This window comes from Streptomyces sp. NPDC088354 (assembly GCF_044753585.1).
Classification (GTDB): Bacteria; Actinomycetota; Actinomycetes; order Streptomycetales; family Streptomycetaceae; genus Actinacidiphila.
In genome coordinates, this window is sequence record NZ_JBIVNJ010000019.1 from 116,638 (window position 1) to 142,381 (window position 25,744).

21 protein-coding genes are annotated in these 25,744 nt (G+C 71.3%); 7 read left to right on the forward strand and 14 right to left on the reverse strand.

The window, feature by feature from the left end; all coding sequences use genetic code 11:
* Positions 1-958 precede the first annotated feature (958 nt).
* The 8 genes from ACIP98_RS25625 to ACIP98_RS25660 all read right to left on the reverse strand — a co-directional run bounded on the left by ACIP98_RS25625 (position 959) and on the right by ACIP98_RS25660 (position 8,340).
* A complete protein-coding gene (locus ACIP98_RS25625; protein WP_319665548.1) occupies positions 959-1,567 on the reverse strand; it encodes a response regulator transcription factor in 609 nt (202 codons plus the stop codon).
* Positions 1,491-2,741 carry a sensor histidine kinase gene (locus tag ACIP98_RS25630; RefSeq protein WP_401978100.1) on the reverse strand — a complete coding sequence of 417 codons (1,251 nt, stop codon included), beginning with the start codon at positions 2,739-2,741 and terminating at the stop codon, positions 1,491-1,493. The genes ACIP98_RS25625 and ACIP98_RS25630 overlap by 77 nt, the downstream gene beginning before the upstream one ends.
* Before the next feature lie 20 nt (positions 2,742-2,761).
* A complete protein-coding gene (locus ACIP98_RS25635) occupies positions 2,762-3,475 on the reverse strand; it encodes an ABC transporter permease (protein ID WP_401978102.1) in 714 nt (237 codons plus the stop codon).
* Positions 3,472-4,416 (reverse strand): ABC transporter ATP-binding protein, encoded by a 945-nt coding sequence (locus ACIP98_RS25640; RefSeq protein ID WP_319665545.1) that lies wholly within the window; start codon positions 4,414-4,416, stop codon positions 3,472-3,474. Before ACIP98_RS25640 ends, ACIP98_RS25635 begins: the two co-directional genes overlap by 4 nt.
* A 137-nt stretch (positions 4,417-4,553) precedes the next feature.
* Positions 4,554-6,668, reverse strand: coding sequence for a hypothetical protein (locus tag ACIP98_RS25645; protein ID WP_401978104.1), 2,115 nt, complete (start codon positions 6,666-6,668; stop codon positions 4,554-4,556).
* 214 nt (positions 6,669-6,882) lie between these two features.
* On the reverse strand, positions 6,883-7,239 hold the full coding sequence (locus ACIP98_RS25650; protein ID WP_319665543.1) for a DUF6113 family protein: 357 nt from the start codon (positions 7,237-7,239) through the stop codon (positions 6,883-6,885).
* Positions 7,236-8,129, reverse strand: a complete 894-nt coding sequence (gene mshB, locus ACIP98_RS25655; RefSeq protein ID WP_319665542.1) for an N-acetyl-1-D-myo-inositol-2-amino-2-deoxy-alpha-D-glucopyranoside deacetylase — start codon at positions 8,127-8,129, stop codon at positions 7,236-7,238. Before mshB ends, ACIP98_RS25650 begins: the two co-directional genes overlap by 4 nt.
* Positions 8,130-8,145: 16 nt before the next feature.
* Positions 8,146-8,340 carry a hypothetical protein gene (locus ACIP98_RS25660; protein WP_319665541.1) on the reverse strand — a complete coding sequence of 65 codons (195 nt, stop codon included), beginning with the start codon at positions 8,338-8,340 and terminating at the stop codon, positions 8,146-8,148.
* A gap of 192 nt (positions 8,341-8,532) precedes the next feature.
* Here ACIP98_RS25660 and ACIP98_RS25665 point away from each other — a divergent pair, with 192 nt between their 5' ends.
* A complete protein-coding gene (locus ACIP98_RS25665; protein WP_401978107.1) occupies positions 8,533-10,677 on the forward strand; it encodes an alpha/beta fold hydrolase in 2,145 nt (714 codons plus the stop codon).
* On the opposite strand, the gene ACIP98_RS25670 is transcribed toward ACIP98_RS25665, so the two are convergent.
* Complete coding sequence (locus ACIP98_RS25670; protein ID WP_401978110.1) at positions 10,674-11,699, reverse strand: hypothetical protein; 1,026 nt, start codon at positions 11,697-11,699, stop codon at positions 10,674-10,676. The two genes, ACIP98_RS25665 and ACIP98_RS25670, sit on opposite strands and share 4 nt — an antisense overlap.
* Positions 11,700-12,626: 927 nt before the next feature.
* On the opposite strand from ACIP98_RS25670, the gene ACIP98_RS25675 reads away from it, so the two are divergent.
* The 5 genes from ACIP98_RS25675 (at position 12,627) to ACIP98_RS25695 (ending at position 18,805) form a co-directional block, all read left to right on the forward strand.
* Positions 12,627-13,670 carry an ABC transporter permease gene (locus ACIP98_RS25675; protein WP_401978112.1) on the forward strand — a complete coding sequence of 348 codons (1,044 nt, stop codon included), beginning with the start codon at positions 12,627-12,629 and terminating at the stop codon, positions 13,668-13,670.
* 79 nt (positions 13,671-13,749) lie between these two features.
* Positions 13,750-15,423 (forward strand): ABC transporter substrate-binding protein, encoded by a 1,674-nt coding sequence (locus tag ACIP98_RS25680; RefSeq protein WP_401978115.1) that lies wholly within the window; start codon positions 13,750-13,752, stop codon positions 15,421-15,423.
* Positions 15,424-15,569: 146 nt separating this feature from the next.
* Positions 15,570-16,562, forward strand: coding sequence for an ABC transporter permease (locus tag ACIP98_RS25685; protein ID WP_319665536.1), 993 nt, complete (start codon positions 15,570-15,572; stop codon positions 16,560-16,562).
* Between the two features lie 13 nt (positions 16,563-16,575).
* The gene (locus tag ACIP98_RS25690) at positions 16,576-17,649 is read left to right on the forward strand and encodes an ABC transporter ATP-binding protein (RefSeq protein ID WP_319665535.1); all 1,074 of its coding nucleotides are present in this window, start codon (positions 16,576-16,578) and stop codon (positions 17,647-17,649) included.
* A 25-nt stretch (positions 17,650-17,674) separates the two neighbouring features.
* Complete coding sequence (locus ACIP98_RS25695) at positions 17,675-18,805, forward strand: ABC transporter ATP-binding protein (protein WP_401978117.1); 1,131 nt, start codon at positions 17,675-17,677, stop codon at positions 18,803-18,805.
* Positions 18,806-18,926: 121 nt separating this feature from the next.
* On the opposite strand, the gene ACIP98_RS25700 is transcribed toward ACIP98_RS25695, so the two are convergent.
* From ACIP98_RS25700 to ACIP98_RS25720, 5 genes are all read right to left on the reverse strand, one after another.
* Positions 18,927-19,976 carry a dipeptide ABC transporter ATP-binding protein gene (locus ACIP98_RS25700; protein ID WP_319665533.1) on the reverse strand — a complete coding sequence of 350 codons (1,050 nt, stop codon included), beginning with the start codon at positions 19,974-19,976 and terminating at the stop codon, positions 18,927-18,929.
* The gene (locus ACIP98_RS25705) at positions 19,960-20,988 is read right to left on the reverse strand and encodes an ABC transporter ATP-binding protein (RefSeq protein WP_319665576.1); all 1,029 of its coding nucleotides are present in this window, start codon (positions 20,986-20,988) and stop codon (positions 19,960-19,962) included. Before ACIP98_RS25705 ends, ACIP98_RS25700 begins: the two co-directional genes overlap by 17 nt.
* A 14-nt stretch (positions 20,989-21,002) precedes the next feature.
* Positions 21,003-21,995 (reverse strand): ABC transporter permease, encoded by a 993-nt coding sequence (locus tag ACIP98_RS25710; RefSeq protein ID WP_319665532.1) that lies wholly within the window; start codon positions 21,993-21,995, stop codon positions 21,003-21,005.
* A 61-nt stretch (positions 21,996-22,056) separates the two neighbouring features.
* Positions 22,057-22,980 (reverse strand): ABC transporter permease, encoded by a 924-nt coding sequence (locus ACIP98_RS25715; protein WP_319665531.1) that lies wholly within the window; start codon positions 22,978-22,980, stop codon positions 22,057-22,059.
* Positions 22,981-22,986: 6 nt separating this feature from the next.
* Positions 22,987-24,627 (reverse strand): ABC transporter substrate-binding protein, encoded by a 1,641-nt coding sequence (locus ACIP98_RS25720; RefSeq protein WP_319665530.1) that lies wholly within the window; start codon positions 24,625-24,627, stop codon positions 22,987-22,989.
* Positions 24,628-25,036: 409 nt separating this feature from the next.
* Here ACIP98_RS25720 and ACIP98_RS25725 point away from each other — a divergent pair.
* On the forward strand, positions 25,037-25,744 hold a 708-nt coding region (locus tag ACIP98_RS25725), incomplete at its 3' end, for an ABC transporter permease (RefSeq protein WP_401978118.1).

Consider the following 25,744-nt stretch of genomic DNA (forward strand, 5'->3'; position numbering starts at 1 on the left):
AGTGGAGTTCTACGGGGCCTCGGCAAGACGACCCGGCCGAGCCACTCGCAGGCGCCGCCGAGCGCACAGGACCGGACGACCTCACCGCCCGCAGCCACGTCTACGTCCGGCACCCTGCGGAACGCGCCGCCGCGCGGAACCCCATGAGACCCGCGATCCCCCCGGAGACACCCCGCACGACAGCCGCCCAGACAACTGCCGCCTCGGCGACCTGGACATCGACCTCGGCGAGACGATCCGGACGAGCCACTTGCACGCGCCACCGAGCGCACAGGACCGGACGACCTCACCGCCCGCAGCCGCGTCTACGTCCGGCACCCTGTGGAACGCGCCGCCGCGCGGAACCCCATGAGACCCGCGATCCCCCCGGAGACACCCCGCACGACAGCCGCCGCATCGCCCCCGCACCGGCATAGGCGTTCGGCGCGGCCTCGGCGAGACGATCCGGACGAGCCACTTGCACGCGCCACCGAGCGCACAGGACCGAACGACCTCACCGCCCGCAGCCACGTCTACGTCCGACTCCCTGTGGAACGCGCCGCCGCGCGGAACCCCATGAGACCCGCGATCCCCCCCGGAGACACACCGCCCACCAGCCGCCGCATCGCCCGCACACCGGCGGCAGACGCTCGGGGAACCCCATGGGACGCTGCGCGCCCTCACAGCCGCTCGGCCTGTGTCCAGGCAACCGGGGTCACCCGGACCGCCTCTATACCCCCCACCGGGGATCAGGCGCGACAACCTACGGAGGGGGCGGGGTCGTAGGGGTGGGTGTTCTGGACTGTGGAGCATATTTGGGTGCATGACCCGGGGTGATCAGTTGAGGCTGCTTGAGGCACCTAAATGTGCTGTCCAGAATGGCCAGCCCCGGAGGCCCCGCACCCGGCCCCCACGAAACGCGCGCCGGGGTGACTGACCGCGCCGGGCACACGGGAGGGCGGGCGGGGGAAAAACCAGGTCAGAGCCAGCCGCGGTCGAGCGCGATCCGCACCGCCTCCCCCCGATTCCGCGCCCCCGCCTTCTGCATCGCCGTCGAGAGGTAGTTGCGAACCGTCCCCTCGGACAGATGCAGCCGGCGCGCGATCTCCGCGTTGACGGAGCCGTCGGCCGCCGCCCGCAGAACCTCCCGCTCGCGCGCGGTGAGCGGATCCGCACCGCCGCTGAGGGCGGCCGCCGCGAGCGCCGGGTCGATGACCTTCTCCCCGCGCAGAACCGCGCGCACCGCGTCCGCGAGCCGCGCCGCGGGGGCGTCCTTGACCAGGAACGCGTCGGCGCCGGCCTCCATCGCGCGGCGCAGGTAGCCGGGCCGCCCGAAGGTGGTGACGATGACGACCCGCACGTGCGGCAGCTCGGCCCGCAGCGCGGCCGCCGCGTCGAGGCCGGTCATGGCGCCGGGCATCTCGATGTCGAGGAGGGCGACGTCCGCCTCCGCGGTGCGCGCGGCCGCGACGGCGTCCTCGCCGCGCGAGACCTGGGCGACGACCTCGATGTCATCCTCCAGCCCCAGCAGCGCGGCCAGTGCCTCCCGCACCATCGACTGGTCCTCCGCCAGCAGCACCCGGATCATGGGCGGCAGCGTAGCCCGCCGGGACGAACGCGCGGAGGGTGAAACCGCGTCCGCCCTCCGTCTCCAGGCGGCCGCCGGCCAGCAAAAGCCTTTCCTCCAGCCCTGTGAGGCCGTTGCCGCGCCCGGTGCCGCTCGGGCCGCGCCCGTCGTCGGAGACGGTCAGGCAGACCGTTCCGCCGCCGCCCGCGCCTACGGCGACAGCGCACCGCCGGGCGCCGCTGTGCCGTACGACGTTGGTGACGGCCTCGCGCAGGGCCCAGGCGAGGGCCGCCTCCGCCTCCGGGGTCAGCGCGGCGGTCACCTCGGTGGGCAGGTCGGCGCGGATACCGGCGGTCCGCAGCGCGCCGCGGGCCGCGATCAACTCGTCGGCGAGATTGGCCCGCCGGTAGCCGCTGACGGCCTCGCGGACGTCGACCAGGGCCTGGCGGCTGACCCGCTCGATGTCGGCGACCTGCGCCGCGGCGTCCCCGGGCCGGTCGGGCAGCATGCGCCCGGCGAGTTCGCTCTTGAGGGTGATCAGGGACAGCGAGTGCCCCAGCAGGTCGTGCAGGTCGCGGGCCAGCCGGAGCCGTTCCTCGGTGGCGGCCAGCTGCGCGATGGTCTCGCGGGCCTCGCGCAGCTCGCGGGTGGTGCGGACCAGCTGCCGTACGCCCGTCATCGCGAAGCCGCCGAGCATGCACGGTACGAGGAGCGAGACCAGCGTGATGCCGTCCGCGCCGCGCGGCCAGGCGCACAGCGCGAGCACCCCGGTGACCAGGGGGATCACCCAGCGGGCCTGGCGGCCGGGCAGGACCGCGCCGCAGCCGACCGACAGGTAGACGAAGAGCACGAGGAACGCGCTGCCGAGGGTCAGTCCCAGCACCAGGGCGAGCGCCCCGAGCAGTCCCAGTACCCCGTACACCCAGGGCGGCTGCCGTTCCGCGTTGGTCCGCCGGAAGACCAGCCCGAGGTAGAGCGTGACGTAGACGGCGAGCCCGGTCCAGCCCAGCACGGTGGCGAGCAGGCCGTGCCCGCCGTCGGCCAGATCGCTGACCGGGGAGCCCAGGTAGAGCATCCACATCGCGATCCAGATCAGCTTCACAAGTGCCTGCCGGCGGTTCTCCGGCGCCCGGCCGATCGCCGTGGTGTCGTCCGCCTCGACGGCCTCCCGCCAGCGCGTCGCTCCCGCGGCCACGTCGCGCTCCCTTCCGGCCCTCAGGCCTTCGCGGTGTCCTTGCGGTACATCCAAGCGGCTGTGCCCGCGAAGAGCACCAGGTAGACCAGGAGCACCGCCACGTCGCGCAGGTGCGGGGCGTGGCCGAGCTCGACGGCCTGGCCGAGCGCGGCGTACGGGCGCGCCGGGAGCACGTCGGCGATGTGCCGCAGCCACCCCGGGAAGGAGCTGTACGGCATCCACAGGCCGCCGAGCAGCGCCATGCCGAAGTAGGCGATCATCGCGACCGGGCGGGCCACGTCCGCGCTCGCGACGTAGCCGATGGCCACGCCCAGCGCGGCGAAGACGAAGCTGCCGGCCCAGCTGGTCAGCAGCACGCCGCCCCACTGCCAGGCGTCCAGCCGCACGCCCTTGACGGCCGCGCCCGCGATCAGGACGAGGACGATCGAGGGCAGGCTGACGGTGGCCGCGGAGGCGATCTTCGCCAGGACGTAGCCGCGGCCGGGCAGCGCGGTCAGCCGCAGCTGCCGGACCCAGCCCCGGTCGCGCTCGCGGGCGATGCGCTCGGAGTTGCCCATGAGCACGGCGGTCATGGCGCCGAAGGCGCACATCGCGACCATGTAGTACGTCACCAGGGAGCTCTTCTGACCTGCCGTCAGAATCAGGAAGAGCAGCACCGGGTAGAGCACCGAGAAGAACATGAACTTGCGGTTGCGCAGGACGCGCAGGATCTCCAGCTTGACCAGCGTCCTCATCGGGCCGCCACCTCCTCGTCCTTGGCCGCGGCGACCGGCGCCGCCGGTTCCGTGCCGGCGGTGCCTGCGGTGATGGCCAGGAAGGCCTGTTCCAGGCCGAGCCCGGCGACTTCCAGGTGGCGGGGGTAGAGCCCGGCCGCGTAGACGGCGTGCACGGTCGCGTCGGCGTCGGTGGACCGCAGGCGCACGGTGGGCCCGGTCACCTCGGCCGCGGTGACCCCGGGCAGCGCGAGCAGCGCCGCCTCGTCCCAGGCGGTGTCCAGGTCGAAGACGATCCGCCGGGCCCCGGCACGTGCCTTGATCTCCGAGGCGGTGCCGTCGGCCAGCAGCCGTCCGCCCTGCAGGACGAGCACGCGGTCGGCGACCGCGTCCGCCTCCTCCAGGTAGTGGGTGGCGAACAGCACGGTGCGGCCCTGCCGCACCTGGCCGCGCATGGCGTCCCAGAAGGCCTGGCGCGCGGAGACGTCCATGCCGGTGGTGGGCTCGTCCAGGACCAGCAGGTCGCTCGCCCCGGCGGTGGCGAGGGCGAAGCGCACGCGCTGCTCCTGGCCGCCGGAGAGCTTGTTGACCTTGCGGCCGGCGATCGCCTCCAGGCCGGCGTCCGCGAGCACCTCGGCGACGGGGCGGGGGCGGGGGTGCAGGTCGCAGGCGAGCCGCACGATCTCCCGGACGGTGACGTCCTCCATGAGGCCGCCGCTCTGCAGCACGGCGCCGACCAGCCCCTCGGAGATCGCGCGGCGCGGCGGGCGGCCGAAGATCTCGACGGTGCCGGAATCGGGGGTGCGCAGGCCCAGCAGCAGGTCCAGGGCGGTGGACTTGCCGGCGCCGTTGGGGCCGAGGAGGGCGACGGTCTCGCCCGGGTGGAGGGTCAGGGTCAGGTCGTCGACGGCCCGTACCGGGCCGAAGCTCTTCGTCACGTGCGTGAACGCGATGGCGGTCATGGCATCAGAATCCCGGTGCGGGGGTCCGCCCGGCAGTGCCCGGCGTCCCGTTCCGCGCATGACAGATGTCATGGGTGTGGCCCCGGTACGGGTACCGGGGCCACACCCATGGCGCTCGTGGCGGAAGGCTCAGGCGGTCAGGAGGTGCCCTCCACGGTGACCGTCTTCTTCGTCGGGTCGTCCGTCCGCAGCGCGGGCAGCATCGCCGAGGCGACGTCCTGCGGGGTGACGGCGGTCTTGCTGCCGTCCCCACGGGTGACCAGCACGCCGTCGAAGGCGCCGCCGTACAGGCCCTTGAGCACCTTGGTGTCGATGTACGGGGTCAGGTTGCCGTCCTTGTCCGGGACCATCGACAAGATCTCCGACAGCGAGTGCTCCGGGCTGAACGGGACGGGGTTGCCGCTGCCCGCCTTCACGTAGACGAAGCCCGACATCGCGGTCTTGCCGAAGCCGTTGACCGCCGCGTCGAGCGCGGCCTGGGTGACCTTGGGCTCGACGGTGGTGGCCGCCAGCGTGACCAGGCCGGGCTTGCCGCTGGCGACCTGCGTGGCGTAGGCCGCCGCCACCTTGTCCACCGAGCCGTCGACGTCGATGGCCTGGTGCGGCTTGCCGGCGACGGCGACGGCCTTGCCGGACACGAACGTGACCTTGCCCTCGGAGCCGGCGCCGCCGAGGCCGGCGGAGAGCTTCTCCAGCTGCGCGCGGAGCTTGTCCTTGTCGGTGTCCACGACGGGGTCGACCTCGCGGGTACCGCCGAAGAGCGAGCCGATCACCGTGACCGGGTTGTAGTCGCGGCGCGCCACGTTGCGGACGGTGGCGTCGGTGTCGAGGACCAGTCCGGCGGCCGAGGGCTTCAGCTTCCGGGTCTGGTCGCCGACGGTGACGGTGATCGCCGTGTCCTTGCGGGGGCCGAGCTGCGCGTCGAGCGCCGCCGTGGCCTGGTCCTTGGACTTGCCGCCGATGTCGACGCCGTAGACGGTGGTGCCGGCCGGGACGTCGGAGTGGTCCATCAGCAGGCCCGCCGTGTAGGCGATGCCGAGCAGGGCCACCACGGCCACGCCCGCCAGTATCAGCTTGGAGCGTCCCTTGGGCTTCGGGGCCGGCTCGTCGTCCTCCTGGAAGTGGTACGCGTCGCCGCCGGCCGGGACCGGGCGGGTCACCGCGGGGCCCGCGGGGGGCACGGCCGGGATGCCGCTGACGACCGTGTCACCGGACAGCCGCTCCCCCGCGGGCGCGAAGGCGCCGGGGAAGGGCTCCTGGTGCGGCGCGGCGTGCGGGGCGCCGGCCGGGGGGATCCGCATGTCGCCGGTCATCGGGCCCGTGGTGGGGCCGGACGGGGGCTGGAAGCTGCGGAAGGGGGTACCGGGACCGCCGGGGCCGGGGCCGGGGCCGGGGCCACCCGGACCGCCGGGACCGCCGGTGCCGGGGCCGGGGCCACCCGGACCGGACGCACCGCCGGGACCGCCGGGACCCGCCTGGCCGGGGAACGGCCGGGAGCCGGGGGCACCGGGCCCGCCCGGGCCCATGGGGCCGTCGGTGAGGTACGGGATGCCGGGACGGGGCGCGCCGCCGGGGGCACCGGGGCCACCCGGACGACCGGGGCCACCAGGACGGCCGGGACCGCGCTCCTGGCCGGTGGGCCGCGAGGGGAGGTCGCCGAGTTGCATCGGCTGCGTGATCTCCGGGGCGGCGAAGTCCTGGGCCGGCCCGGGGGCGGGTGCCGGGGCGGGCGGCGCCGCCTCGGGCGCCTGCGGCGCGGGAGTGGCCTTGCGCGGGGCGAACCAGTCGCTGGTCGGCTTCGCGCCGCCCTGCGCCGGGATCTCCGGCTCGGGGGCCGGGGCGGGTGCGGGCACCGGCTCGCCCTGCCCGGCGCCGGTGGCACCGTTGCCGCCGCCGGCGGGGGTCCATCCCGCGGCCGGCTGCGCCGGTTCCGGGGCGGGGCCGGCGGCCGGGGAGGCGGGGGCCTCGCCCTCGGCGCCGCCGTCGACGGTCGTACGGACCACGACGGGCGGAATCGGCCGGGACCCGGGGATGTTGATCCGGATCCGCGTGGTCAGCGTGGTCTCGGTCCTGGGCTCTCCCGCGGCCGGGGCGGCCGGGGTCTCCCCGTCGGCAGGTGCCTCGTCCCGTGGGCCCTCCTGCGGATGCAGCGACGGAAACGGGCGGGTCCCGTACGGCGGGGTGCCCGAGGGATACGCGGCTCCGCCTCGGCCCTGGTGGCCGGGGGACGGACGGTCAGTTTCACGACTCAATGCAGGCTCTCCCGGTTCGCTTCGCCACCCGTCACGGCCTTCCGCGGGCGGCCCGGCGGCGCGCACCACCATACTGGGCACCGCCGAGGAGTCGCCTGCCGCCGGGGGGAGACCGCCCGTACCAACGGGACGTATGCGACGTCATCCACCAAAACGGACGACGCGCAGTTCGTGAGCGGTCAACGCGCGCATCGTAACGGACGGAACGTGGCGCCTATCGTGCCGCAAGTGATCCGCCGCCGGGAGGCCCGGGTTGGGCGAGCGTGGCCGACATCACGCCGGCCATGGCACCGCCCAACAAGTAGATGTACGGGCTGAGTCCATTGGCGAACAGGAAGTCACCCTCCGGGCGCGCGGAGCTCAGGAAGACCACGGTGAGCAGCCAGACCGCCGCCGGCACCAGAGCCCCCACCCGCCCGCCGGTCAGCTTGGCGCCGCCCCAGAACAGGGCCGCGCAGCCGGCCAACGCCAGGATCAGCCCACCGGGGAACCAGGCCGCCTGGACCAGCCCCCCGGCGACCGCCACCACGGCGCCCAGCACGGCGAGCACGGCGTATCCGAGGAGCCTCATGCCCCCACCCCCGCGAACAGGTCGTCCTCGAGGCCGTCGACGACCCCGGGCTCGCCCGTGACCAGGCGGTAGCACTCGGCGCCGAAGAGCGGCTGCCCGAGGTCGTTGGAGAGGGCGAAGAACGGTCCGTCCACCGCGATCTGCGTGCTGTGCGCCCGCATGGCAGCCGCCTTGAGCCCGCCGTAGCGCGCCTCGGCGTCGATGCGCGCGGTCACCTCGGAGTCGTCCACGACGCCCGGCAGGTCGTCGGCGGTCGCGATGCCCTCGAACAGGTGGTCCCTGCCGGCCGCGCGCAGCCGCGCGAAGCCCTCCTCGACCTCTGTCCGGGGCAGGCAGTTCCAGTAGACCTTGGCGATCGTGTGCGGGGCGCCGAGGTCGGGCCGGAAGGACGGCTCGGCGGCCAGCCCCGCGGCGCGGGTGGCGACCCGGTGCGCCTGGATGTGGTCGGGGTGGCCGTAGCCGCCGTTCTGGTCGTAGGTGACGAGCACCTGCGGCCGCGTCTCGCGGATCACCTCCACGAGGTACGAGGCCGCCTGGTCGAGGTCGGCCTGCCAGAAGCAGTCCGGCCGCTCGTTCTGCGGGACGCCCATCATCCCCGAGTCGCGGTAGCGGCCGGGGCCGCCCAGGAACCGGTGGTCGCTGACGCCCAGCTCCTTCATGGCGGCCGCCAGTTCGCCGATCCGGTGGGTGCCGAGGGTGTCGTCCCGGTCGGCGGCCAGGTGGGCCAGCTCCGGCGGGATCACCTCGCCCTCCTCGCCCAGGGTGCACGTCACGAGCGTCACGTGGGCCCCCTCGGCGGCGTACTTGGCCATGGTGGCGCCATTGTTGATCGACTCGTCGTCGGGGTGTGCGTGGACGAGGAGCAGTCGGCGGGCGGGCGTCGCGGTCATGGGAAGAGCCTACGGCTCAGAACTTGAAGTCCCCGATCATGCCCGCGACGTTGTTGGTCAGGTCCCTGATCGTCGGGGCGATCGACGAACTCGCCAGATAGAAGCCGAGCAGTACGCAGACCACCGCATGCCCCGCCTTCAGCCCGGACTTCCGGACGAGCAGGAACACGACGATCAGCAGCAGCAGCACCGCCGAAATCGAGAGTGCCACAGCGGCTCACCTCCAGGGCCTCAGGGTCGCGACAGCAGTTGCCAACCGGTTGTTACCCACTCTCGGCAATGGATCATAACTTTGTGGTGCACCGCATAGCTCGGTGCACGGGAGCACGCGGGGGCGCATGGCCGGTTCTCGCGGGTGCGCGCGCCGGGCCCGGCGGCCGTCCCCGGTGGGAGACTCGCCCTCATGACGCAATCGCTCTCCTTCCCGCGGCAGTACGCCCGCACGCAGCGGTTCTCGCTCGGCGCCCCGCGCGCCTTCTCCGTCTCGCCGGACGGCGGGCGCATCGCCTTCCTGCGCTCCCGTTCCGGCACCGACCGCTCGCACCTGCTGTGGGTGCTGGACCTGTCCGCGGACGGCGCCGCGGCCGAGCGGGTCGTGGCCGATCCGGCGGCGCTGCTCTCCGGTGCGGACGAGGAGCTGTCACCGCAGGAGCGGGCGCGACGCGAACGCAGCCGCGAGGGTTCGGCGGGCATCGTGGCGTACGCGACGGACGACGCCATGGAACGCGCCGCGTTCGCCTTGTCCGGGCGGCTGTTCACGGCGGAACTGATCGCGGGCACCGCCCGGGAGATCGCGGTGCCGGGCCCGGTGGCGGACCCCCGCCCGTCGCCGGACGGCCGCCGGGTTGCGTATGTGGCGGACGGCGCGCTGCGCGTGGTGGACGCGGACGGCGGCGGGGACCGCGCCCTCGCCGGGCCGGAGGGCCCCGGCGTCACCTACGGGTTGGCGGAATTCATCGCCGCCGAGGAGATGTCCCGCAGCCGCGGCTACTGGTGGGCCCCGGACGGCGCCGCCCTGCTCGCCGCCCGGGTGGACGAGGGCCCGGTGCGGCGGTGGTGGATCGCCGACCCCGCCAACCCCGGCCAGGAGCCCGCCGAGGTCGCCTACCCGGCCGCCGGAACGCCCAACGCCGAGGTCACGCTGGTGCTGCTGACCCTGGACGGCGCGGCGACGCCCGTGGAGTGGGACCGGGAGCGCTATCCCTACCTCGCGCGGGTGCACTGGTCGGCGGCCGGCCCGCCGCTGCTGCTCGTGCAGGCGCGGGACCAGCGCGAGCAGGTGTACCTGGCGGTCGACACGGCCACCGGCGGCACCCGCGAGGTGCACCGGGAGCGCGATGAAATCTGGCTGGATCTTTTCGGTGGAGTGCCGGCCTGGGCGAGCGGTGAGCGCCTGGTCCGGATCACCGACGAGAGCGGCGCGCGGTGTCTGGTCGTCGGTGAACAGGCCTTTACCGGACCGGAGTTGCACGTGCGTTCGGTGCTCGGCAGCGATGCGGACGGCTTCTTGCTGACCGCCTCGGCGGGGGCCGCGGCCAAGGACCCGGAGACCGGCGAGATCCATGTGTACCGGGCGGACGGCGGGCCCGGCGGCCCGGTCCGGCTGACCGGCACGCCGGGTGTCCACACGGCGGTGCGCTCGGGCGCCGTCACGGTGCTGACGTCCGCCTCGCTGGAGCAGCCGGGTGCCGCCACGCGCGTGCTGCGCGACGGCGCGGAGGTCGCCGTGATCGCCTCGTACGCCGAGACCCCCGTGCTGACCGCCCGCCCCGTGCTCACCACCGCGGGCGAGCGGGACATCCCCGCGGCGGTCCTGCTGCCCTCCGGCCACCGGGACGGCGACGGCCCGCTGCCCGTGCTCATGGACCCCTACGGCGGCCCGCACGGCCAGATGGTGGTGCACGCCCAGCGCACCTACCTGCAGGCGCAGTGGCTCGCCGACCAGGGCTTCGCGGTGGTCGTCGCGGACGGCCGCGGCACCCCCGGGCACTCCCCCGCGTGGGAGAAGGCGATCGCCGGCGACTTCGCCGGGGTCACCCTCGACGACCAGGTCGACGCGCTGCACGCGCTCGCCGCCCGCTACCCGCTGGACCTGGGCCGGGTCGCCATCCGCGGCTGGTCGTACGGCGGTTACCTCGCCGCGCTGGCGGTGCTGCGCCGCCCCGACGTCTTCCACGCGGGCGTGGCCGGCGCGCCGGTCACCGACTGGCGGCTGTACGACACCCATTACACCGAGCGCTACCTCGGCGACCCCGGACGGCAGCCCGGGGTGTACGCCGGCAACTCCCTCGTGACCGAGGCCGGACTGTCCGCGCCGGCGGAGCGGGTGCGGCCGCTGATGGTCATCCACGGCCTCGCGGACGACAACGTGGTCGCCGCCCACACCCTGCGGCTGTCCTCCGCCCTGCTGGCCGCCGGACGCCCGCACGAGGTCCTGCCGTTGTCCGGCGTGACCCACATGACCCCGCAGGAGCAGGTCGCGGAGAACCTGCTGCTGCTCCAGGTCGCCTTCCTCAAGCGGGCCCTGGGGCTCGGGACCGCGGGCTAGTTGTACGGGGGTTCCCGCAGGTACGCCGCCCGGGCCTCCCCGGGCGGCATGCCGGGCGGCGGCCCGTGGGCGTCGACGACGGGCAGGACGGCCGTCTGGTCGAACAGCGGCATGCTGAGGTTGTCGGCGGCCGGCACCACCTCGGCGTCCGCGAACGGGTCGCCCTCCGGCACCCCGTCCCGGTCCGGCCGCCGGGGGATCAGCAGCAGCACGGCCACTACGGCCGCGGCCGCCGAGAAGCCCGCCGCGAACTCGGCGCCGGACAGCGCCTGGAGCCGGAAGGTGACGAGCACCGGGACCGCGACGGCACCCAGCAGGCACGCGACCGAGATGCCCAGCGGCCGGGAGAAGGGCGCCCGCGCCAGCGCCGCCGTCCCGGCGGCCGCCGCCAGGGCCGCGCTCGCCCAGGCCTGCCAGTCGAAGGGCGCGCCCAGCTGCGAGTTGACGAGATAGCCGCCGACGGCCGTACGGAACAGGAAGCTCGGCGGCAGGGGCGTGGCGGCCGGATCGCCGTGGGCGCGGGTGAACTCCCAGATGCCCGTGATCGCCGCGGCGACCAGCAGCAGCAGTCCCGCGAGCACCCCCGCGGCGGGCCGGGGCGGTGCGGGGGCGTCCGTGCCGTTGCGGCGTACCACCAGGAACAGCAGGAGCGCCCCGGCCACCTGCCCGCCCGCGGTCAGCAGCAACGGCCCCTGCAGGCCCCGCAGGACGCCGCCGGAGGCGGGGGCCAGGAGGAGCGCCGCGGGAGTGCGCAGCGCCAGGGTGATCACGGCGGCGGCCCCGAGGACCCCCACGCCACCGGGCCGGAAGGCGGCCACCGCGCCGGCCGCGTACAGCCCGAGCAGCAGCAGGTCCACGGTGGAGGTGACCAGCGGCGCCCCGCCGACCGGCATTCCGAGCCCGGTCCACACCCTGAGGGCGCCCTCCGCCCGGAACTGGGTGAGGTCCTGCGCCACCCAGACGGCCTCGGCCGCCGCCAGGGCAGCACAGATCACGCCTCCGAGCCGATACGTCTGCCGCATGGCCACCTCCCAGGCCCCTCCGGCAGCAGTGTCCTTGCGTTCGGAGGGGATACGTGGCGCGACCGCCCCGCGTTCAACGCGGGGTCCGGCGGTGGCCGGCCGGGGCGGCGCGAGGCCACCCCGGCCGGCGGACGGCACCCGCACGGCCGTACGCCCAGCAGCCTGGCGCGCCCGTATATCGCGGATGCGTCGGTGAAGTTGCCCGCACGTAAAAGACCTTGCCGCCACCTTCTTCACGATCGCCCGCGGAACAGGGGACGTGTCCGGCGCGAGATCACGCCGATCAGCAGAAATAAGGGGCGGAACGATCAGGTGCGCGACAATCGGGTGCGCGATTCCCGGCCTCCGGGCCGCTCGGGCGGGCGGCGTATTCACGCCTTGCACCGACGGGTCACGGACATTCACCGCCACCACCGGAACTCGCCGATGCGCTACCAGATCGCCATGCCCACGCCGAGCACGACAGCCCCCGGACCTCTTTTCCGAACGGTCCCCGCGGGACGCATCTCCCCCCGCCGACCTGCTGTAAGGCTGCCGTAAAAGGATGAAATCCCCCGCACTTCACGGCGGCAATGTCCGGAATGTACAACTTCCACCCCTTGTCAGTTCAAGCTGCACCCAAAGATGCGTCGCACTGCCATCAACCTTTACAAACAACGATAAAAAAGCATCTTCCCCCTCTGACCTCCCTTGACGATCTCGCTTAGCGTTGCGCCAAGTCCGCAGACCCTTAAGCCATTGGCAACCTCCGTCACATCGTCTTTTCACCCAAGGGCAGATCCGAATGACGAGTTCAACCAGAGGCGCGACCTGGCCACCGCCCCCGGCCGGTCTTTCCCCGGCCGGCGGGGGACGCGAAAAGGCCGCCGGCGAATCGGCCGGGCGTTCCGCGCGACGCACCGGGATCGAATCCGGGATGTCCCGACGATGAGCGCCCGATCCCAGCCGGTCGAGGCCGGCGGCGGCACCGTGCAGCGGGCCGACGACCCGGCGGAACCGATGGCGGGCCCAGCGCCCCCCGGCGACCCGGTCATCGCCGGCCGCTCTCCGTCCCGGATGGCCTGGAAACGCGTCAAGCGGGACAGGATCACCACGATCGCTCTGGTGATCACCGTCCTGTTCGTCCTCATAGCACTGTTCGCACCGCTGCTCACCGCGGTGACCGGCTGGGGGCCGATCACCCCTGACAACAAGGCGATCAACCCGGACACCGGCAACTACCCGTACGGCGCTCTCGGTGGCATCAGTCTCGCGCACTGGCTGGGCGTCGAACCGGGGACGGGCTACGACCTGTTCGCCCGGATCGTCTACGGCCTGCGTACCTCGCTCCTCGTGGGCCTGGTGTCCGCCGTGGTGTCGACCGTGGTCGGCGTCGTGGTGGGGCTGGCGGCCGGCTACTTCGGCGGCTGGATCGACACCCTGCTGTCCCGGGTCATGGACGTGATGCTGGCGTTCCCGCAGCTGCTGTTCATCATCGCGCTCACTCCGGTGATCCAGAGCGCGTTGCAGACCGACAGTCATGGGGGCACCAACGAGAACCTCCGGCTCGCGGTCCTGGTCCTGAACATCGCGGCGTTCGCGTGGGCCTACACCGCCCGCCTCGTGCGCGGTCAGGTCCTGTCCATGCGCGAGCGGGAGTTCGTCGACGCCGCGCGGATCATGGGCGCCGGATGGCCTCACATCCTTTTCCGCCAACTGCTGCCGAACCTGTGGGCGCCGATCCTGATCGCGTTCGCCCTCGCGGTCCCGCAGAACATCACCACCGAGGCCGCGCTGTCCTACCTGGGCGTCGGTGTCGTCCCGCCCAACCCCGACTGGGGCTCCCTGCTCACCGACGCCTCGCAGTTCTTCCTCCAGGATCCGGCGTACCTCTTCGTCCCCGGAGTCCTGCTTCTGATCCTCGTACTCGCGCTGAACCTCCTCGGCGACGGCGTGCGGGACGCCCTCGACCCCCGCGCCAACCGCGGCTGACGCGCCGTACGGCCTCGGCCCCTCAGCCCCGCCCGGCAGCTGCCGAGGCACGGCAGACAAGCAAAAGGAGCACTCCTCGATGATGCGTCGTACGCGCACGGCTGCCCTCACGGCGACCGCGATGGCGCTGGCCATGGGGGCCACCGCCTGCGGCGGTTCCTCCGGCGGCAGCGGCAACAGCAGCAGCGGCCCGGTGAAGGGCGGCACGCTGACCATTCTCAACAAGGCGGACTACGACCACCTCGACCCCCAGCGCACCTACACGACCGAGGGTTCGAGCATGGACCAGGAGATCGTCCGCAGCCTCACCGGCTGGGACGAGACCGGCACCACGCCGAAGCTGGTCGGCGACCTGGCCACCGACACCGGAACGTCCAGCAAGAAGGCCACGGTGTGGACCTTCCACCTGCGCCACGGGGTGCAGTTCCAGGACGGCACCGAGGTCACCGCGCAGGACGTCAAGTACGGCGTCGAGCGCGGCTTCTCGCCCGACATCAACGGCGGCCCGCCCTACGCGAGCCAGTGGCTGGTCGGCGGCGCGGGCTACAAGGGCCCGTACAAGGGCAAGGAGCTCAGCTCCATCAGCACGCCGGACAAGTACACCATCGTGTTCCACCTCAACACGCCGGTGGCCGACTTCAACGAGACCACCGCGATGCCCGCGTGGTCGGCCGTGCCCAAGTCCAAGGACACGGGAGCGACCTACGACACCCACATATGGTCCGACGGCCCCTACATGATCAGGTCGTACACCAAGAACAAGGAACTCGTCCTCGTCAAGAACCCGCACTGGTCGCAGTCCACCGATCCGATCCGGCAGCAGAACGTCGACGAGATGGACGTCAGGTTCGGCCAGGACGAGGCGGCCATCGATCAGCAGCTCAAGTCCGACAGCGGTGCCGCCCAGACCGCGCTCCAGCAGTGGCCGATCGCCGGCTCCGACCTCTCCCAGATCGCGAACGACCCCACGGTCAGGTCGCGTTACTACAAGATCGCCGCTCCGGGCATCAACTACCTGACGATCAACGTCAACCGGGTCAAGGACCTCCGAGTCCGCCAGGCGATCGAGTACGCGATCGACAAGACCACGGCCCGTGGCGCCTTCGGCGGCGCGGCGTACGGCGACTACGCCGACACGATGCTGAGCCCCGGGATCGGCGGCTACAAGAAGTTCAGCCTCTACAGCAGCACCCCGGCCGGTGACCTCACCAAGGCCAAGGCGCTGATGGCGCAGGCCGGGAACCCCACGCCGACCATGTCGTTGGCCGTGGAGAACACCACCACGCAGGAGCACTTCGCCGACGCGATCAAGAGCTCGCTGGGCCGGATCGGCATCAAGGTGAACGTCACGCCGCTCGACGCCGCCAACTACTTCAGCACCCTGGACAACACCAAGAACCAGTACGACATGGCCTGGATGGACTGGATCGCGGACTGGCCGAACGCCTCCACCGTGCTCCCCGTCCTCTTCGACGGCCGGCAGATCAAGAAGCTGCCGCTGTCCAACCAGGACATCTCCTACCTCGACGACCCCAAGGTCAACGCGCAGATCGACAGGCTCGCGAAGATGACCGACATCGCCGAGCGCAACGCCGGCTACGGCGCCCTGGACGAGCAGATCGTGAAGGACGCCTCGGTGGTGCCGCTGATGTACATGAACTTCAGCGAGATGTCCGGTTCCAAGGTGGGCGGTGTCATCCCCGACACCATCCTCGCCGAGCCGAGCCTGGTGCACGTCTACGTCAGGAAGTGATCCACCCGTGATCGCGCCCGGCCGGCGGCCATCCGCCGCAGGCCGGGCAGGCTCCCCCCACCATCGTCACCCACGCGCAACCACCACCGCGCAGGTCCACAGCGAGAGGGAGGCGGACCGGGCTCCTCGCCAGGTCCCAGCACCACATGTTCCGTTATCTGATCAGACGTCTGCTGGCGGCGGCCGTCATCCTCGTGGTGATCAGCCTGATCACCTTCTTCATCTTCTTCGCGCTGCCCTCCGACCCCGCGCTCCTGGCCTGCGGAAAGACCTGCTCCCCCTCCCGTCTGGCGGAGATCAAGCACTCACTGGGCCTGGACCAGGGTCTGAGCGAGCAGTACTGGAACTTCTTCAAGGGGCTCTTCGCCGGCCGCGACTACGGCGACCAGAGCGTGCTCGTCCACTGCGCCGCGCCCTGCCTGGGGATCTCCTTCCAGACCGACACGCCCGTCCTCACCACCTTGCTGGACGCGTTCCCGGCGGACCTCTCGCTCGGCCTCGGCTCCGCGGTGGTCTTCCTCGTCCTGGGCATCGGCCTCGGCGTGCTGGCCGCGGTGCGCAAGGGCAAGGCCGCCGACAAGGTGGCGGTCGGCTTCGCCCTGTTCGGTGTGTCGCTGCAGATCTACTTCGTCGGACTGCTGCTGATGTGGGTGTTCGTCGACAAGTGGCAGCTGCTGCCGGCCCCCGGCTACACCCCGCTGACCCAGGATCCGGCCTCCTGGTTCCAGGGACTCATCCTTCCCTGGGCGACCCTGGTCATCCTCTATCTCGCCCTGTACACGCGGCTGACCCGCTCCTCCATGCTGGAGGTGTTCGCCGAGGACTACATCCGCACCGCCCGGGCCAAGGGCGTCCCGGCAGGGACAGTCGTCGTCAAGCACGGGCTGCGCGCCGCGATCACCCCGATCGTGACCATCTTCGGCATGGACTTCGGCTCGCTGATCGGTGGATCCGCGGTCATCACCGAGTCGGTCTTCGGCATCAACGGCATCGGCAAACTGGCGGTCGACTCGGTGACCAACTCGGATCTGCCGGTCATCCTCGGCACCACCCTCTTCGCCGCCACCTTCATCGTCCTCGCCAACGTCGTGGTCGACATGGTCTACGGCGTCATCGACCCCCGCGTCCGCCTCGCCTGAGCAAGGAAGCACCGTGGCCCTCGAAACCTCGCCGCACACCGCGGACCTCGCACCCTCGTCCTCCTTCCTCCAGGTCCGGGACCTGCGCGTGCACTTCCCGACCGAGGACGGCATCGTCAAGTCAGTGGACGGGGTGTCCTTCGCCCTGGAGAAGGGAAAGACCCTCGGCATCGTCGGCGAATCCGGCTCGGGCAAGTCGGTGACCTCGCTGGCCCTGCTGGGGCTGCACAAGAACTCCCGTGCCATGGTCTCCGGCGAGGTCTGGCTGGACGGCGAGGAACTCGTCGCCCTGTCCGAGTCGCAGATGCGCACGCTGCGCGGCGACAAGGTCTCCATGATCTTCCAGGATCCGCTCTCGGCGCTGCATCCCTTCTACACCGTCGGCGCGCAGATCGCCGAGGCGTACCGCGTGCACCACCGGGCCTCCAGGAAGGAGGCCCGGGAACGCGCCGTGGAGATGCTCAAGCGGGTCGGCATCCCCCAACCGGAGCGCCGGGCCAGGGACTACCCGCACCAGTTCTCCGGTGGCATGCGGCAGCGCGCGATGATCGCCATGTCCCTGGTCTGCGACCCCGCACTGCTGATCGCCGATGAGCCCACCACCGCGCTGGACGTGACCGTCCAGGCACAGATCCTGGACCTGATCCGTGATCTGCAGCAGGAGTTCGGTTCCGCGGTCATCCTCATCACCCACGACCTGGGCGTGGTCGCCGAGATCGCCGACGACATCCTGGTCATGTACGGCGGCCGCCGGATCGAGTACGGCACCGTACGCGATGTGCTGCGGCAGCCCGAGCACCCCTACACCTGGGGGCTGCTCCAGTCGATGCCGCACCTGAGCGGCGACGTCGGCCACCGCCTGAACCCCATCCCGGGCGCCCCGCCCAGTCTGATCAACCTCCCTGGCGGTTGCGCCTTCCACCCGCGCTGCGCGTCCAGGGACCAGGTGGCGGGCGGGCGCTGCACGGCGGAACGGCCCGAACTGCTGCCGGTCCCCGGCACCCCGAAGCACATCGCCGCCTGCCATCTCACCGCGGGGAGCACGCCGCGGAGCCGCGGAGCCGGGACCGCCGGCGCCGCGAAGTGACCGCGGCGGACGAAAGGAGCATGCAGTGAGCACCACCCAGCCCGTCCCCGGGCAGCAGGCGGCCCCCGCCGCACAGCAGCCGGCCGGCGAGAGCCTGCTCGAAGTACGCGGGCTGCGGATGCACTTCCCCATCCGGCAGGGCATCGTCTTCCAGAGGCAGATCGGTGCCGTGCGCGCCGTCGACGGGATCGACCTCTCGGTCGGGGCCGGTGAATCACTCGGCCTGGTCGGCGAGTCCGGCTGCGGCAAGTCGACGACGGGACGCCTGGTCACCCGGCTGCTGGAACCCACCGCGGGCACCATCATGTTCGATGGCGAGGACATCACCCACAAGCCCGTCGGCAGGATGCGGCAGGCGCGCCGGCACCTCCAGATGATCTTCCAGGACCCGTACGCCTCGCTGAACCCGCGGCACACCGTCGGCACCATCATCGAGACCCCGATGAAGCTCAACGGCGTCAACCCGCCGCAGGGCCGCAAGAAGCGCGCTCAGGAACTTCTGGAGATCGTCGGTCTCAACCCGGAGCACTACAACCGCTACCCCAACGAGTTCTCCGGCGGCCAGCGGCAGCGGATCGGCATCGCCCGCGCGCTCGCCCTGCGACCGAAGATGATCGTCGCGGACGAACCGGTCTCCGCACTCGACGTGTCGATCCAGGCGCAGGTGGTCAACCTGCTTCAGGATCTGCAGCGTGAGTTCGGTCTCGCCTTCCTCTTCATCGCCCACGACCTCGCCGTGGTACGGCACTTCTCCGAGCGGGTGGCCGTGATGTACCTCGGGAAGATCGTCGAGGTCGCCGACCGGGAGACGCTCTACTCCCGGCCGCGTCACCCCTACACGCACGCGCTGCTGTCCGCGGTCCCGGAGGCCGATCCGGACAGCGTCGGCAGGCGGGAGCGGATCCGCCTCGCCGGGGACGTGCCCAGCCCGATAGACCCGCCGTCCGGCTGCCGGTTCCGTACCCGCTGCTGGAAGGCCCAGGACAAGTGCGCGGCCGAGGAGCCGCCGCTGGTCCGCGTCGAGGGGAACCGGGAAGGGCACCTGAGTGCGTGCCACTTCCCCGAGGAACCGACGGTCGCGGCACGGGCAGAGGACATCGTCCTCGACCCCGCGCTCGCCGCGATCGAGGAGACGTCAGCCGACAGGACCCCTTGACCCGGGCTCGGCACACGTCTCCGTCGGAAACACGGCCCGCGCCCCGCACCCCGGCAGCACCGGGGCGCGGGCCGTACAGTCCTGGAGGCCCGGTTCACCTCCGGGGCCTCAGCCCCTCGGCTCAGTCGCCCGCGGGATCCGCGGGCACCACGGTCTTCTCCTCCGCGAAATGGCAGGCGCTCGCATGCGCCGCGGGGGACTCCAGGCCGCGGAAGACGGCGGGGACGGCGAGTTCGGGGACCTCCAGGGCGCAGCGTTCCTGCGCCTTCCAGCAGCGGGTGCGGAAGCGGCATCCGGAGGGCGGGTCGGCCGGGGAGGGGACGTCGCCGGACAGCAGGATGCGCTCGCGGTGCTCGCGGGCCTCCGGGTCGGGTACCGGCACCGCCGACAGCAGGGCCTGGGTGTAGGGGTGGGTGGGGTGCTCGTAGATCTCGGTGTCGTCGCCGGTCTCCACGATCCGCCCGAGGTACATCACCGCGACGCGGTCGGAGATGTGCCGGACGATGGACAGGTCGTGCGCGATGAAGAGGTAGGACAGCTCGAACTCGTCCTGCAGCCGCTCCATCAGGTTGACGACCTGAGCCTGGACCGAGACGTCCAGCGCCGAGACCGGTTCGTCGGCGACGATGACCTCCGGGCGCAGGGCCAGGCCGCGGGCGATGCCGATGCGCTGCCGCTGGCCGCCGGAGAACTGGTGCGGGTACCGGTTGATGTACTCCGGGTTGAGACCGACGACGTCCAGCAGCTCCTGCACCCTGCGCCGGCGGTCGCTCTTGGGGGCGACCTCGGGATGGATGTCGAAGGGCTCGCCGATGATGTCGCCGACCGTCATGCGCGGGTTGAGCGAGGTGTACGGGTCCTGGAAGACCATCTGGATGTTCCGGCGCACCGCTTTGAGGGCGCGCCCGGACAGCCGGGTGATGTCCTCGCCCTTGTAGAGGATGCGGCCCGCGGTGGCCTGCTCCAGATTGACCAGCAGCCGGGCGACGGTGGACTTGCCGCAGCCGGACTCCCCCACGATGCCCAGGGTCTCGCCCTTGCGGAGGTCGAAGTCGACGCCGTCGACGGCCTTGACGGCTCCCACCTGCTTCTTGAACACGATGCCCTGGGTCAGCGGGAAGTGCTTGACCAGCCCCCGCACCTGGAGAACCGGTTCAGTGCTCGTGCTCACCGAGGCACTCCCTCCAGAAGTGGCAGGCGCTGCCACGGGTGGCGCTCACCCGGTACAGCTCGGGTTCGTCCGTGCGGCACACCTCGCGGGCCATCGGGCAGCGGGGGTGGAAGGCGCAACCGGGCGGGATGCGCAGCAGGTTGGGTGGCAGGCCCTTGATCGCGTAGAGCTCCCGGCCCTTGTGGTCCAGGCGCGGGATCGACGCCAGCAGGCCCTTGGTGTACGGGTGGGCGGGGCGCCGGTAGATCTCGTGGACGGGGGCGGACTCCACGATGCGCCCCGCGTACATGACGGCGATGTGGTCGGCGACGTCGGCGACCACGCCGAGGTCGTGGGTGATGAGGATCAGGCCCATCCCGTACTCGCGCTGGAGCTCCGCCAGCAGCTCCATGACCTGGGCCTGGACGGTGACGTCCAGGGCGGTGGTCGGCTCGTCCGCGATGATCAGCTCGGGTTCGAGGGCGAGCGCCATGGCGATCATGACGCGCTGCCGCATGCCGCCGGAGAACTGGTGCGGGTACTGGCCCACGCGTTCCTTCGCCGCCGGGATGCGGACCCGGTCCATCAGCTCGACCGCCTTGGCCTTGGCCGCCTTGCGGGACATCCCCTGGTGCACCCGGAACATCTCGCCCAGCTGGTCGCCCACCGTCAGCACGGGGTTGAGCGCGGACAGCGCGTCCTGGAAGATCATCGCCATCCGGGCGCCGCGGACCTTGCGGCGCTCCTCGCCGCTCATCGTCAGCAGGTCCCGGCCCTGGAAGAGGATCTCGCCGCGGGTGACGTAGCCGGGCGGCGAGTCCAGGATGCCCATCACCGCCTGCGCGGTCACCGACTTGCCGCTGCCGGACTCGCCGAGCACCGCGAGCGTCTGGTGGGACCGCACGGAGTAGCTGACGCCGTTGACGGCCTTGGCGACGCCGTCCCGGGTGCGGAACTCCACGTGCAGGTCGCGGACGTCGAGCAGCGCAGCCCCGTCGTCCGCCGGGGACTGCTCCTTGACCGGGCCGGCCATCACGCCTCCGTCCATCAGCGCAGCTTGGGGTCGAGGGCGTCGCGGACCGCGTCGCCGAGCATGATGAAGGCCAGCACCGTCACGCTCAGCGCGCCGGCCGGCCACAGCAGCATGTGCGGGGCGTTGCGGATCTGGGTGGAGGCCTGGGAGATGTCGATGCCCCAGGACACCGTGGGCGGCTTCAGGCCGACGCCGAGGTAGGACAAGGTGGCCTCCAGCGCGATGTACGTGCCGAGCGCGATGGTCGCGACGACGATGACCGGCGCCACCGCGTTGGGCGCGATGTGCCGCAGCAGGATGCGCCCGTTGCCGGCGCCCAGCGCCCGGGCCGCCTGCACGTAGTCGTTGTGCTTGGCGGTGATGACCGCGCCGCGCGCGATACGGCCGATCTGCGGCCAGCCCAGCAGCACGATGAACCCGACCACCGGCCAGACCGTGGAGTTGGTGATCACCGACAGGAAGACCAGGCCGCCCAGCACGATGGGAATGCCGAAGAAGATGTCGCTGACCCGCGACAGCACCGCGTCCGGCCACCGGCCGAAGAAGCCCGCCAGGCCCCCCAGGAGGCTGCCGAGCAGCGCGGCGCCGACGGTGGCGCAGATGCCGACGGTGACCGAGGCGCGGGCGCCGTACACGACCCGGGTGTAGACGTCGCAGCCCTGGTTGTCGAAACCGAAGGGGTGGCCGGGCGACGATCCCTTCTGGGAGTTGGCGAGGTCGCAGCTGAGCGGATTGCCGTCGGCGATCAGCTGCGGCCGGATCGCGATGACGACGAGGAAGACGATGACGAGCGCGGAGAGCAGGAAGACCGGATTGCGCCGCAGGTCCCGCCACGCGTCCGACCACAGGCTGCGCGGCTTGTCCGCTGCGGACGGCCCGGGCCCGCCCGGGTGCCCGGCGGGAGGCTCTTCCAGGCTGCGCGCCTCGTCCTGCCCGAGTTCCATGGCGGCGCCGGTGCCGCCGGCCGGTTCCATGGCTTCGTCGGGGTGGTTGCGGGGTTCGGGCATGGTGGTTCCTCGGCTCGGGCGGGAGGTGCTGCCGGTTCGCTCCGGGTCGCCGCCGTCCGGCTCACGCATAGCGGATCCTCGGGTCGAGCACCGCGTACAGGAGGTCGACGAGGAGGTTCGCCACGAGGAAGACGATGACCAGGATCGTCACGAAGCCGACGACGGTGGCCGAGTCCAGCCGCAGGATGCCCTGGTAGAGCTGGAAGCCGACGCCGCGGATGTTGAAGATGCGCTCGGTGACGATGGCGCCGCCCATCAGCGCCCCGATGTCCGTGCCGATGAAGGTGACGACCGGGATGAGCGAGTTGCGCAGCAGATGGCGGGTGACCACCCGGCGGCGCGGCAGTCCCTTGGCGGTGGCGGTGCGCACGTAGTCGGCGCGGGCGTTCTCCACGACGGAGGTGCGGGTGAGCCGGGTGACGTACGCCAGCGAGGTCAGCGCCAGGACCAGACCCGGGATGACCAGCTCCCCGAAGGGCGCCTCGGAGGAGACCGAGGGCGCGATCAGGTTCCACTTGACGCCGAGCAGGTACTGCAGCACGTACCCGGAGACGAACGTCGGGACCGAGATGACGATCAGCGTGGCGAGCAGCGCCGCGGTGTCGACGGGGCGGCCGCGGCGCAGCCCGGTGAGCACCCCGAGGCTGATGCCGATGGCGATCTCGAAGACGATCGCGATGATCGTCAGGCGCAGGGTCACGGGGAAGGCGCTCCCCATCAGCTCGGTGACCGCCTGGCCGTTGTAGGCCGTGCCGAAGTCGCCCTGGAAGATCTGCCCCATGTAGTGCAGGTACTGCTGCCACAGGGGGTGGTCCAGGTAGAGGTCGTGACGGATCTGCGCGGCCGTGGCGGGGTCGCACGCGCGGTCCCCGCACTTGGCCTGCACCGGGTCGCCGAGCGCGTACACCATAAAGAAGATCAGCACGGTGGTGCCGATGAACACCGGGATCATCTGCAGCAGCCGGCGGACGACGTAGCGTCCCACGAGGCGTCAGCCGACCTTGATCTGGTTGTAGACCGGCACGCTGAACGGATTGAGGGCCACGTTCGACAGCCGGTCCGACCAGCCGGCGCTGCCGTTCTGGTACCACAGCGCGATGGCCGGCACCTGCTGCGGCAGGATCCGCTCGGCCTCCTTGAAGGTCTCGACGGCCTTGGCGAGGTCGGTCTCGGCGTTGGCCCGGTCGACCAGCTTGTCGAACTGCGGGTTGCTGAAGTGCGAGTCGTTGGACGAGGCGCCGGTGTAGTACAGCGGCTGCAGGAAGTTCTGGATCAGCGGGTAGTCCATCTGCCAGCCGGCCCGGAAGGGGCCCTTCAACTGCTTGTTGACGATCTGGTTGCGGAAGTCGGGGAAGGTGCCGACGGGGTTGCCGACGCAGGACTTGTCGTTGCCCAGGACGTTGTTGATGCTGTTGCAGACGGCGTCGACCCAGTCCTTGTGGGAGCCGCTGTCGGCGTTGTAGGTGATCCTCATGGTGCCGCCGGGGATGCCGCCGGCTTCCTTGATCAGCTTCTTGGCCCGGGCGGGGTCGTAACTGCAGACGTCACCGCAGATGGTGTCGTCGAAGCCGCCCTGCGCGCCGAGCACCGGTGAGGTCCAGTCCTTGGCGGGGGTGCGGGTCTTCTGGAAGATCTGCTGGGTGATCTGGTCGCGGTTGATCGCCATCGAGATGCCCTGGCGGAGCTTCGCGGAGTCCGGGCCGGACCAGGCCTTGTCGTACAGCGGGAAGGCGAGGGTCTGGATGATGCCGGCCGGGGTGTTGAGGTAGCGGTCGCCGAGGTCGGACCGGACGTTCCTCAACTGCTGGGCGGGGACGTCGTCGACCAGGTCGAGGTTGCCGGCCTGCAGATCGGTGTAGGCGGTGTTGCTGTCGGTGTAGACCTTCAGGTCCACACCGCCGTTGACCGCCGCGTCCGCGCCCTTGTACCCGTTCCACTTGCGCAACTTCATGACCTGGCCCCGGGTGTAGGACTCGACCTGGTACGGTCCGTCGCCGACGGGCTTCTTCAGCCAGGCCGCGTGGTCGGTGAAGAAGGCCCTCGGCAGCGGCATGAAGGCGTTGTAGCCGAGGGTGTCGGGCCAGGTGGAGAACTTCTGGTTGAGCTTGACGGTGAAGTTCAGGGCGTCCTTGCGCACCAGGCCGGACATCGTCGTGACCGCCGGGGCGCCACTGGCCGGGTGGACCTTCTCGAAACCGTCGATGTACGTGAAGAAGGGAGCGTTGATCTGCTTGTTCGTCACCAGGGCCGCGTAGTTCCAGGCGTTGATGAACGAGTCGGAGGTGACCTTCTCGCCGTTGCTGAACGTCCAGCCGTCCTTGAGCCTGACCTCGAAGGTCCGGGAGTCCGTGGTCGAGATCGAGTCGGCGACGACGTTCTCCGCGGCCCCGGTCCTGGGGTTGTATCGCTTCAGGCCGCGGAAGATCATGTCGAGCACCTTGCCGCCCTGCACCTCGTTGGTGTTGGCGGGCTCCGGCGGGTTCTGCGGGTCGGTCCACGAGGCGCTGAGCACACCCTTGGCGTCCGGCTCGCCACCCGCGCCGCCGCCCCCGCCGCCCCCGCAGGCCGTCGCCGTCGCCGCCAGGGCGAGGGCCGTCGCACCGATGGCCCAACCCGCCGCGCTCCGTCGCATCGGATGCCTCCTCCGGGAGCTCTACGCCACACAGGACACCTGAGCCCCCATCAGACCGCAAAGTGGGACATTGTGCACTGCGGCTCACCGGACCGCCCCGGCCCGTCGCGGCGATGAAGGGTTATCCCTCGGTCCGCTTCTGCCAATAAGGGGTTTCCCGATCGTCGGGTTAAGTTTCGATCAAGAAAATAAAGGATCGATCACGACGAACCGGCCTTCATTGACGCGGGTGTAATTCCATTGCGAAAGTCCCACTCAACCCGCAAGGGCCGCGCACCCCACTCGCACGACCTGCGGCGACGGATGCGTCCCAAATGTTTCGGCCGCGTTGCACCACTATGCCAGAGCCGGCTTAAACGTAACGTTTAATTTTCTTCATTATGTCGAACTGAGTGAGAGTGTGTGACTCGTGGGCCGTTATCTGCTGCGCCGACTCGTCAACTATCTGGCGCTGGTCCTCATCGCGGCCTCCCTCACCTACGCCCTCGCGGCGCTGAGCCTCGACCCGAGGTCCAACTTCCTGGGCCGGAACCCTCCGGTCGCGGCCACCTCGGTGTCGGCCACCTTGGACGAGTACAACCTGAACCCCGACACCCCCTTCGTGGTGCGCTTCGCGCACTGGGCCGACGGTGTCGCCCATGGCGACCTCGGACGGACCGTCACCGGGGGCCAGGTCAATGACGAGTTCGGCCGTCGTGTCGGGGTGAGCACCCGGTTGCTGCTGATCGCCACCATTGTGGGCTCGATCGGCGGTGTCATGGTGGGCGCCTGGGGTGCCATCAGGCAGTACCGGGTCTCGGACCGGGTCGCCACGCTGGGCTCGTTCTTCATTCTCGCGATGCCGATCCCCGTGATCGCGGTGACGCTCAAACTGTGGGCGATCGACATCAACGACGCCGTGGGACACAAGGTCATCGAGTACACCGGTGAGTACGACCCGGGGCTGTCCGGCACCGGGGAGATCCTCGTCAGCCGGCTGCAGCACCTCCTCGTGCCCAGCCTCACTCTGATCGTCGTCCAGATCGCGCTCTACAGCCGCTACCAGCGCAGCACCATGCTGGACGTGCTGGGCAGCGACTTCCTGCGCACCGCGCGGGCCAAGGGCCTGTCCCGGCGG